The organism is Synechocystis sp. FACHB-383 (genome assembly GCF_014698605.1).
In the GTDB taxonomy this organism is placed as follows: Bacteria; Cyanobacteriota; Cyanobacteriia; order Cyanobacteriales; family Microcystaceae; genus Synechocystis; species Synechocystis salina.
Genome location: NZ_JACJTJ010000055.1, coordinates 1 through 10,128, shown reverse-complemented (window position 1 = coordinate 10,128; position 10,128 = coordinate 1). Strand labels below are relative to the sequence as shown.

Sequence of the window (10,128 nt, the reverse complement as noted above, 5' to 3'; positions counted from 1 at the left end):
TTTAGTGCATTAAAGAGGGCGAGAATGTACGCACCTCCGGGTACTAGCATAGATAAGGTTATTCAAGATTACTGCATAGCCTAACGTCTCATAATTATCCTAATTAGCTATAATGCCCCCGATTGGGCCCGGAGTTGGGCTTCCCGCAAGGTTTGGCCAATGTAGGGACAGTCTTGGGCCCCAATACGAAATTCTTCCATATAAAAAGACCGATCTGCCCCAGTCAAGATGCCATCGACAAAACTCACCACCTGGGGCCGCAATGCCGCCGCCGCTAGCCTTTTACCTCCGGTAATGTAGGGAGAAACTACCTCATCCGCCCCGGCCCGTTTCAGTTTTTGCACCGCTTCTTCCGAACTGGCCCTGGCGATCGCCCGAATTTCAGGATTGAGGGTTTTGGCGGAAAGCACGGTGTAAAGATTTTCCGCATCGGAGGAAAGGGCAGAAACAATGCAAGTGGCCCGTTCAATATGGGCCGCCAGGAGAATTTCGTCCAAGGTAGCATCTCCCTGGAGGACAGCATAGTCCCTCAGCTTTGCTTGGATGATAACTTCTGGGGAAGCATCAATCACCACAAAGGGAATATTTTCCACCGCAAACTCAAAGGCAATTTGTTGCCCTGTGCGTCCATAGCCACACAGAATGTAATGGTCTGCCAATCGCTCAATCACCTTTTGCTCCTGCCGCCGGCGTAAACTGTCTTGAAAGTATCCCTGGATAAAGGCTTCGGTGAAACGATTTACCATGTAGCCGATGGTCAATAGGCCCATCAAAATCAGCAAAATGGTAAACAAACGGGATGCCGGACTGAGGGGATGGGTTTCCCCAAAGCCGACGGTGGCGAGGGTAATGGTGGTCATATAGAAGGCATCCAACCAAGTCCAGCCTTCTACGTACCTGTACCAGGCCGTGCCGATCACAAATAAGCCCGCTAGGGTAATGGCCCCGGCCATCAATTCCTGTCTTAACCTGCGCCCCTGGCGATCGATCAGATTTAACAGGTTTTCCTGACTTGGTGATCCCAATCCCATCCTAAAACCTCACTTAAAACAGGTCAGTCGATTTAAGATCAGGAGACAATTATTTCAGAGGGGTGACCCTACCCCTGCAGACCATATCCAAATTTGGCCAGTCTAACGCGTTAGGAGCCCCCCGTGACCTATTCCCCTGTTGTTGAACCCGTCGAACCCCAAGCTTTTGCCGTGACCGACCTATCCGCTGCCGCTGAGTTTAAAACTGAAGATTTTGATGCCTATGTGATGAACACCTATGGGCGTTTTCCCATTGCGATCGCCAGGGGCCAGGGAAGTACTTTGTGGGATACCCAGGGCAAAAGTTATCTCGATTTTGTCGCTGGCATTGCCACCTGTACCCTCGGCCACGCCCATCCGGCCCTAATCAATGCAGTTTCTGAGCAAATTCAAAAACTCCACCACGTCTCAAACTTATACTACATTCCTGAGCAGGGGGAACTGGCTAAATGGATTGTGGACCACTCCTGTGCGGACCGGGTTTTCTTCTGTAACTCCGGAGCAGAAGCCAACGAGGCGGCGATTAAATTGGTGCGAAAATATGCCCACACCGTCCTAGATTTCCTCGAACAGCCCGTTATCCTCACCGCCAAAGCCAGTTTCCACGGCCGCACCTTGGCCACCATCACCGCCACAGGTCAACCGAAATATCAGCAGTATTTTGACCCCCTCATGCCGGGCTTTGATTACGTGCCCTATAACGATATCTGTGCCCTGGAAAATAAGGTGGCGGATCTAGACGAAGGTAATAGTCGGGTGGCGGCCATTTTCCTGGAACCGTTGCAGGGGGAAGGGGGAGTCCGCCCCGGGGATTTGGATTATTTCAAGCGGGTGCGGGACATTTGTGACCAAAACGATATTTTGCTGGTCTTTGACGAAGTGCAAGTAGGAGTAGGACGCACCGGCAAGCTGTGGGGTTACGAACATCTGGGAGTAGAGCCAGACATTTTCACCAGTGCCAAGGGCCTAGCCGGGGGCATTCCCATCGGGGCGATGATGTGCAAAAAATTCTGTGACGTGTTTGAGCCGGGCAACCATGCCAGCACCTTTGGCGGTAATCCCTTTGCCTGTGCTGCTGGGCTAGCGGTGTTACAAACCATCGAGGGCGATCGCCTGTTGGATAATGTCCAAGCCCGGGGGGAACAGCTACGGAGTGGTTTGGCGGAAATTAAAAATCAATATCCCACACTTTTTACCGAAGTCCGGGGTTGGGGCTTGATCAACGGCTTAGAAATTAGCGCCGAAAGTTCCCTTACCTCCATTGAAATTGTCAAAGCCGCCATGGAACAGGGTTTACTCCTAGCCCCCGCTGGTCCTAAGGTGTTGCGGTTTGTGCCCCCCCTGGTGGTAACAGAAGCAGAAATTGCCCAGGCCGTGGCAATTCTCCACAAGGCGATCGCCACCTTAGTTTAATCAGTTAACGGTCAAATAAATATCACACCGCTCTAGTTTTTTAATCTAAGTCTGGGGCGGTTTATTATTGGAAAATCGAGCCATTAGTCTAGTGGGCTTACTGGCACTTTTGCTCCTTGCTATACCATGAAAAACCTGTGGCAATTGCCCGATCCCTTACCGGATCAAGAACAATTTGACCTGCTGCTAGAAAATAAGAATATTACTTTGGAGAGAATTGTTTCCACTGGGCAGATTACTCCAGAGGGGAAATGGTATGACCAAGACCGTACAGAATGGGTAGTATTATTACAAGGAAAAGCGGAAATAACCTACGATACCGGTGCAGTGATCAGCCTTGATCAAGGGGATTATCTGCTCATTCCAGCTCGGCAAAAACATCGGGTAACATTTACCAGCAATGAACCACCCTGCATTTGGCTAGCCTTACATTTTGATTAAATTACTCATGGCCCCAGACCGTCAAGCCTTAAAGCAAAAACTATTCACACTGATCCAGCCTCTACAAAAAGCCAAGCGGGGTGCCCCCCTCACCAACCGTACTTTACCGGCAAATACTTCCAACCAAATCGAGGCCCTAGTAACGGCGATCGAAGCCCTCAATCCTAACTTGTCACCGTTGTTATACTCACCCCAATTACTAGATGGCAATTGGTTACTAAACTATTCCACTGCTAGGGAAATTAGATCCCTAGATAAGCTGCCCCTAGGGCTGAAAGTTGGCCGTATTTATCAAATCATTAACGTCCCCAATCAATCGTTTCTAAATCAAGCTTTTGTTTACCATCCCCTCGGCCTGGCTAAAGGTTATGTCAAAGTGACAGCAAAGTTTGAGATTGCCAAACCGGCTGGGGAAGTGTTGCCCGATAAACGCATCAATGTGGAATTTCTCGAAAGGATAATTTCTGTGCAAAAACTAATGGGTGTGGCTACCCCCCAGTTAGATCCAGCCAAAGTTGTGCCAGCCCGATCGCCGGAGGGAAGAATTCCCTTCTTAGAAATCACCTATCTTGATGAGGATTTGAGAATTGGCAGGGGTGGCGAAGGTAGCCTATTTGTTTTGTCAAAAGTGTCCGAGGTTATCCCATAGAATTAACTATGATTGGGAGCGGGTAGCAATGAAAACTAAGTTGGCAATGATATTAGTTTTTAGCTGTTTATTCTCCGTCTTCATTAATCCTGGTATGCGGGCAGAAGAAAGCATCAACGCCGCCGATTGTAGCTTTAATGGTTACCCCCTCTACGGCAAAATTCAATTAGTTGATTCTTTTCCCGATCTCACAGTGCAGGTGGTCAATGCCTTTCCCAATCTTAAGGTGCAACTAGTAGAGAGCTTTCCCAATCAATGTGGGCAATGGCAAATTGTGACCTCCTTTCCCGATACCAAAATTAAAATTGTTGAATCATTTCCCGACGTTAAAATTCAGTACGTGGATAGTTTTCCTGGCTTGCCGTAGCGCCCATTGCTTTAAATGTTTTTCGGGCATAGCAATAACAAAAGAAAGTTTTTTATTCCTTTCAATAGGATTAGGCACACATCAGTCTAGCAACGCCGCTCCATGCCAATCGATATGCTCACCCATAAAGCTGGAAATGAAGTAATAGCTGTGGTCGTAGCCCGGTTGCAACCGGAGGGTGAGGGGATGGTTAGCTGCTTCGCAAGCCGCTTGGAGTAACTCTGGCCGCAGTTGGGTGGTGAGGAACTGATCGGCGTCCCCATAGTCCACCAAAAGCGGTAGCCGCTCCGGGGCAGATTTAATCAGAGCACAGGTATCCCACGGTTGCCAGCTCAACTGCTCATCCCCAAGGTAAGCCCGGAAAGCTTTTTGTCCCCAAGGTACCCGGCTGGGGGCAACAACCGGAGCAAAGGCTGAAACACTGCGATAACGACCAGGATTACGCAGGGCAATGACCAGGGCACCATGGCCCCCCATGGAATGGCCAAAAATACTCCGGGCATTGGTGGCGGGAAAATTATCCTCAACCCACTTAGGCAGTTCTTGCACCACATAATCATACATACGGTAATGGGCGGCCCAGGGCGGTTGGGTGGCATTGAGATAGAAGCTGGCCCCCATACCCAAGTCATAATCTTCAGAGTCAACTATGCCCTCACCCCGGGGACTGGTGTCCGGTGCCACAACAATTAGTCCATGTTTAGCGGCGTGTTGCTGTAAACCCGCTTTGGTGATGGCATTTTGTTCAGTACAGGTGAGGCCAGACAGCCAGTACAAAACTGGGCAACGTTGATTGCTGGCCTGGGGCGGCAGATAAATGCCAACGTTCATGGCGCAATTGAGCACAGCACTGTGATGGCGATAAACGCTCTGCCAACCCCCGAAGCTAGCGTGGTGTTCTAATCGTTCCATGGGTTGAATTAATAATGAATAACACTGCGGATCGATTTGCCTTCGTGCATGAGGTCAAACGCTTGATTAATCTCGCTGAGGGCCATGGTGTGGGTGACAAAGGGGGCCAGTTCAATCTCCCCCCGCATGGACTGTTCCACCATCCCCGGCAGTTGGGAACGGCCTTTAACACCACCAAAAGCTGTGCCCATCCATCTGCGGCCGGTAACAAGCTGGAATGGTCTGGTGGAAATTTCTTGGCCAGCCCCCGCCACGCCAATGATCACCGATTGCCCCCAACCCCGGTGGGCACATTCCAGGGCAGAACGCATTACCTCCACATTGCCAATGCATTCAAAGGAGTGGTCCACTCCCCAGCCGGTCATCTCGACAATGACTTGCTGAATGGGTTGCTCATGGTCCTTTGGATTAATACAGTCGGTGGCCCCCATCTGTTTGGCAAGCTCAAATTTGGCTGGGTTGGTGTCGATGGCAATGATGCGGCCAGCTTTAGCCTGTCTGGCCCCCTGCACCACCGCAAGGCCGATGCCCCCCAGGCCGAATACCGCCACTGAGTCCCCCGGTTGCACTTTGGCAGTATTGTGTACAGCACCAATGCCTGTGGTGACGCCACACCCCAGGAGGCAAACGTGTTCGTGGTTAGCCTCAGAATTAATTTTGGCCAGGGAAACTTCGGCAACGACGGTATATTCACTAAACGTACTACAACCCATGTAATGGTAGAGGGGTTGGCCGTTGTAGGAAAAGCGACTTGTACCGTCCGGCATGACCCCTTTCCCCTGGGTGGCCCGCACTGAAACGCACAGATTGGTTTTGCCAGAACGACAAAATAAACACTCCCCACATTCGGCCGTGTAGAGGGGAATAACGTGGTCTCCCGGTTGAACACTGGTTACCCCTGCCCCTACTTCCACCACAATTCCTGCCCCCTCATGGCCCAGCACCACAGGGAAAAGTCCTTCTGGATCATCGCCGCTGAGGGTAAATGCGTCCGTGTGGCAGACTCCGGTATGGGTGATCTTAACCAGGACTTCCCCTTGCTTAGGTGGGGCCACATCTATTTCTACGATTTGCAAGGGTTGGCCCACTTCAAAGGCAACGGCGGCGCGGGATTTCATAGCAGATCCTTAACGTTGAAGGGAATAACGGGTGCGGCAGGATTCGAACCTGCGACCGTCCGCTTAGAAGGCGGATGCTCTATCCACTGAGCTACGCACCCAGGCTTGCTACTGAAAACTATTCTCCCATATTTTTTGAGGCTAAGGTTTCACCGTTACAGGCAGGTTCCCAACCTTGTGTCAAAATGGTTAACGGCCGGATTTTGGCCGCCCCTGATGGAATGCCAAAACTTGGTTGATCTTGGCGGAGTTCAATTCCCCCTGGCCAAGTTTGATTTCTGGTCCCACGGAATCTAAAAGTTTTAATTATTTTTTATTTTTGTCCCTTTGCCCATGACTGCCACCCTTGCCGCTCCCAGCAAAACCCGCCGTGTTGTTTTTCCTTTTACGGCGATCGTTGGTCAAGATGAAATGAAGTTGGCTCTGTTGCTCAATGTCATTGATCCCAAAATTGGCGGTGTGATGATCATGGGCGATCGGGGCACTGGGAAATCCACCACCATTAGGGCCTTGGCGGATTTGTTACCGGAAATTGAAGTGGTGGCCAACGATCCTTTTAACTCTTCCCCCCATGATCCGGAAATGATGAGTGAGGAAGTCCGTATCCGGGTGGATAGCCAAGAGCCCCTGGCCATTGTCAAAAAGAAAGTCACCATGGTGGACTTACCCCTAGGCGCAACGGAGGACCGGGTGTGTGGCACCATCGACATTGAAAAAGCTCTTTCAGAAGGGGTTAAGGCCTTTGAACCGGGTCTATTGGCTAAGGCCAACCGGGGCATTTTGTATGTGGATGAAGTCAACCTCTTGGACGATCACCTAGTGGATGTGTTGTTGGACTCCGCCGCTGGGGGCTGGAATACGGTGGAGCGGGAAGGTATTTCCATTCGCCATCCGGCCCGATTTGTCTTGGTTGGTTCCGGTAACCCTGAGGAAGGGGAATTGCGACCTCAATTATTAGACCGATTTGGTATGCACGCTGAAATTCGCACTGTGAGGGAACCGGCCCTGCGGGTAAAAATTGTGGAGCAACGGACGGAATTTGACCAAAATCCCCAGCCCTTCTGTGACCATTATCAAACGGAACAGGAAGCGTTGCAGGCAAAAATTGTTAACGCCCAAACTCGGCTTCCCCAGGTGACCATTGATTATGACTACCGGGTGAAGGTGTCTGAAGTTTGCGCCGAGCTAGATGTGGATGGATTACGGGGGGACATTGTTACCAACCGGGCCGCCAAGGCGATCGCCGCTTTTGAGGGGCGCACTGAAGTAACCGTAGATGACATCAGCCGGGTGATTGTACTTTGTTTGCGCCATCGTTTACGGAAAGATCCCCTAGAGTCCATTGATTCTGGCAGTAAGGTGGAAAAGGTATTTAAACGAGTTTTTGGCATTGTCGATGAAGTTTAGGTTTTTTGGCATTCCCCCTTTAGTTTTTGCTGGGTAAGTGAGGGTAAACATTGGTGAAACCGTCCCTTCCTAGAAATTTCCCCCTCATTAAGGGGGCTGGAGCATAGAGGGTCAAACCTATGCTTAGTTTAATTACATCTATCTAGTTAATCCATGGCTGTACATTCTGAACCCGATTGGCTCTGGCGGGGGACGGCGGAAATTTTTCCCCACAATGCTGATTCCCACAACTTCTTGGAAAATTTGGGGGTTTTAATCCAGGGCGATCGCCCTTTGCGGATCAAGCTGGGCATTGATCCCACGGGCACGGATATTCACCTGGGCCATAGCATTCCCTTTCGCAAATTGCGGGCTTTTCAGGATGCCGGCCACACGGCGGTGGTAATTATTGGCGATTTCACGGCCCAAATTGGTGATCCGACTGGAAAATCGGAGGTGCGGAAACAGTTAACGGCGGATCAAGTGAAGCGTAATGCGGAAAGTTACCTGGCTCAGTTGCGACCCATTTTAGATTTTGATACCCCTGGAAGGTTGGAAATCCGCTACAACTCGGAGTGGTTGTCCCAATTGGATTTATCCCAAATCTTAGAGTTGCTGGCCAAGATGACGGTGGGGCAAATGTTGGCCAAGGAGGGGTTTGCGGAACGTTTCCAAAAGGAAAATCCCATCTTTTTACATGAATTTCTTTACCCTTTAATGCAGGGTTATGACTCCGTGGCAGTGCAAGCCGATGTGGAATTGGGTGGCACCGATCAAAAGTTCAATATTGCAGTCGGTCGGGATTTACAAAGGCATTTTGGCCTAACGCCCCAGTTCGGTTTGCTATTACCAATTTTGTTGGGGACAGACGGACAACAAAAAATGTCTAAGTCCCTGAACAATTATGTGGGCTTACAGGAAGATGCCTTGTCCATGTATTCCAAGCTAGAAAAAACCCCCGATCGCCTGCTGGGGGAATACTTTGAGTTACTGACTAAGTTAGATCTGGGTCAACTACCAGATAATCCGAGGGAGTGCCAAAAACTTTTAGCCAAAGAAGTTACCAGTCAGTTTCATGGAATGGAAGGGGCGATCGCCGCCCAGGAAACAGCGGAGGCGATTGTTACCCAGGGGAAAGCGGGCAATACGGACAGTGTGCCGGAATTTTGCCTAGGGGAAGTTGCTTTTCCGGTTAAATTGGCCTATCTCCTTAGTGCCACCGGCCTATGCCCCAGTAGTAGTGAGGGTCGGCGTCAAATTAAGGGAGGAGCCGTGCGTTTAGATGGCGATCGCCTGGGGGATGTTAACCAGGAATACCAACAACCGCAGGATTTAGACGGCAAAGTACTCCAGGTAGGCAAGAAAAAATTTATTCGCTTCACAGTGAATTAGCAACTAAAATAGTAGATTGTGACTACTCTCTCCGTCGGCGATCGAGGTAGAATTGGGCCGAGCTGATTTGACCGGTCAATCCTACCCATTCCTGCCCGATTCATCAAGATTCAACCAATTGCTGCCCAACCTTAGAATTTAGGTCATCGCCCCCATGAACAATTTTGTTTTAATGGCCACCGTCATTCGGGAGCCGGAATTGCGCTTTACCAAAGAAAATCAAACCCCCGTCTGTGAATTCCTAGTGGAGTTCCCCGGTATAAGGGATGATTCCCCCAAGGAAAGTTTGAAAGTGGTTGGTTGGGGAAATTTGGCCAACACCATTAAAGAAACCTACCACCCAGGCGATCGCCTAATTATTGAAGGGCGCTTGGGCATGAACATGGTGGAGCGGCAGGAAGGCTTTAAGGAAAAACGGGCCGAGCTGACTGCCTCCCGCATTAGTTTGCTGGATAGCGGCAACGCCACTGCGCATGGGCCATTCTCCCCCCCCTCAGATGAGTTTGAGCCTGTCGATGCCAACGATGGTACTGACGATATTCCCTTTTAACAAAAATGCCGTAGAATTCCCCTTCCTCCCTTACAGAGAAGGGTAGTTCACGTTAGCTATGCTCAGTCAGATTTTTTCGTTAAACCTAAAATTTCCACAATGGCGGATTCCCTTCCCGATTTAGCTGATCTCAATCCCTTACCGTTTCTAACTGAGGCCGGGGAAATTGATCCGAGCTACGAAAAACGTATTGGGGTTTACGCCATTTTTGACCAGCATCAGACCCTGCAGTACGTGGGCTATTCCCGTAATCTAGCTATTAGCCTACTGCAGCATTTGGTGCGCCAACCGGAGCATTGCCATGGGCTCAAGGTACACACCATCGACCGCCCCGATCGCCAACTATTAGTTCAAATTCAAAACCATTGGCTAACTGGACAAAATCCCCCTGGAAATGGTGATAGCCAGAAAATTTGGGCTGAATCCATCAACGTCCGGGATTATTGGACTCCGGAAGAGGCCGCTGCCGTTGCGGTCAGTGAACCAGGAGATACTCCCAAGCTCCTGAAAAAAATTGCCCGTAGGCTAGAGGCTGAAGTATTAGCCAAACTGGAAGCCAGGGGCGTGGGGCAACCAATTCGCTTCAATCCTAAACTCAAAGAACAAGGGCTGTTGGACGTCACCTAGGATTCAGCCATAACCGTCCATTAAAATGAAGGGAATCCAAGAATTGTGTCGATGTGGCTAAATTTTCTGGGGTTATTGCCCTCGACTGTGCTGACCCTGTTGTTGATCGCCATTGCGTTTTTGAGGTTTTATAGCAAAGAACGAGATAGTTAGGACAATTCTCGCAAAGCTATATCCAATGCAGAAATTAGCGATTCTCCCTTACTAACAAGTTGGGAAACATAACGTTTTAGTCTCGCCCA

General features: G+C 50.0%; 10 protein-coding genes, 1 tRNA gene and 1 pseudogene. 8 read left to right on the top strand and 4 right to left on the bottom strand.

Annotated features, from left to right (window positions below; genetic code table 11):
* Nucleotides 1-110 precede the first annotated feature (110 nt).
* Nucleotides 111-1,031: pseudogene (locus tag H6G45_RS17195) on the bottom strand (potassium channel family protein); the annotation flags it as partial.
* A gap of 123 nt (nucleotides 1,032-1,154) precedes the next feature.
* Between H6G45_RS17195 and H6G45_RS17190 the strand changes: the two are divergent.
* The 4 genes from H6G45_RS17190 to H6G45_RS17175 all read left to right on the top strand — a co-directional run bounded on the left by H6G45_RS17190 (nucleotide 1,155) and on the right by H6G45_RS17175 (nucleotide 3,901).
* On the top strand, nucleotides 1,155-2,444 hold the full coding sequence (locus H6G45_RS17190) for an acetylornithine/succinylornithine family transaminase (protein WP_190599619.1): 1,290 nt from the start codon (nucleotides 1,155-1,157) through the stop codon (nucleotides 2,442-2,444).
* 126 nt (nucleotides 2,445-2,570) lie between these two features.
* Nucleotides 2,571-2,885 carry a cupin domain-containing protein gene (locus H6G45_RS17185; protein ID WP_190599618.1) on the top strand — a complete coding sequence of 105 codons (315 nt, stop codon included), beginning with the start codon at nucleotides 2,571-2,573 and terminating at the stop codon, nucleotides 2,883-2,885.
* Nucleotides 2,878-3,534: a PAP/fibrillin family protein gene (locus tag H6G45_RS17180; protein ID WP_242018225.1), complete on the top strand. Its 657-nt coding sequence runs from the start codon at nucleotides 2,878-2,880 to the stop codon at nucleotides 3,532-3,534. The genes H6G45_RS17185 and H6G45_RS17180 overlap by 8 nt, the downstream gene beginning before the upstream one ends.
* Before the next feature lie 28 nt (nucleotides 3,535-3,562).
* Nucleotides 3,563-3,901 (top strand): hypothetical protein, encoded by a 339-nt coding sequence (locus H6G45_RS17175; RefSeq protein WP_190599617.1) that lies wholly within the window; start codon nucleotides 3,563-3,565, stop codon nucleotides 3,899-3,901.
* 81 nt (nucleotides 3,902-3,982) lie between these two features.
* Here H6G45_RS17175 and fghA read toward each other — a convergent pair whose 3' ends face one another.
* The 3 genes from fghA to H6G45_RS17160 form a co-directional block, all read right to left on the bottom strand.
* On the bottom strand, nucleotides 3,983-4,813 hold the full coding sequence (fghA, locus tag H6G45_RS17170; protein WP_190599616.1) for an S-formylglutathione hydrolase: 831 nt from the start codon (nucleotides 4,811-4,813) through the stop codon (nucleotides 3,983-3,985).
* Between the two features lie 8 nt (nucleotides 4,814-4,821).
* Nucleotides 4,822-5,931, bottom strand: a complete 1,110-nt coding sequence (locus tag H6G45_RS17165; RefSeq protein ID WP_190599615.1) for an S-(hydroxymethyl)glutathione dehydrogenase/class III alcohol dehydrogenase — start codon at nucleotides 5,929-5,931, stop codon at nucleotides 4,822-4,824.
* Between the two features lie 28 nt (nucleotides 5,932-5,959).
* A tRNA-Arg gene (locus H6G45_RS17160) sits at nucleotides 5,960-6,032 on the bottom strand.
* A 232-nt stretch (nucleotides 6,033-6,264) separates the two neighbouring features.
* On the opposite strand from H6G45_RS17160, the gene bchI reads away from it, so the two are divergent.
* The 4 genes from bchI (at nucleotide 6,265) to H6G45_RS17140 (ending at nucleotide 9,886) form a co-directional block, all read left to right on the top strand.
* Nucleotides 6,265-7,338 carry a magnesium chelatase ATPase subunit I gene (bchI, locus tag H6G45_RS17155; protein WP_190599614.1) on the top strand — a complete coding sequence of 358 codons (1,074 nt, stop codon included), beginning with the start codon at nucleotides 6,265-6,267 and terminating at the stop codon, nucleotides 7,336-7,338.
* Nucleotides 7,339-7,491: 153 nt separating this feature from the next.
* On the top strand, nucleotides 7,492-8,709 hold the full coding sequence (gene tyrS / locus H6G45_RS17150; RefSeq protein ID WP_190599613.1) for a tyrosine--tRNA ligase: 1,218 nt from the start codon (nucleotides 7,492-7,494) through the stop codon (nucleotides 8,707-8,709).
* A 154-nt stretch (nucleotides 8,710-8,863) separates the two neighbouring features.
* Nucleotides 8,864-9,259, top strand: coding sequence for a single-stranded DNA-binding protein (locus H6G45_RS17145; RefSeq protein ID WP_190599612.1), 396 nt, complete (start codon nucleotides 8,864-8,866; stop codon nucleotides 9,257-9,259).
* 99 nt (nucleotides 9,260-9,358) lie between these two features.
* Nucleotides 9,359-9,886, top strand: a complete 528-nt coding sequence (locus H6G45_RS17140) for a GIY-YIG nuclease family protein (RefSeq protein ID WP_190599611.1) — start codon at nucleotides 9,359-9,361, stop codon at nucleotides 9,884-9,886.
* Nucleotides 9,887-10,128: the final 242 nt, after the last annotated feature.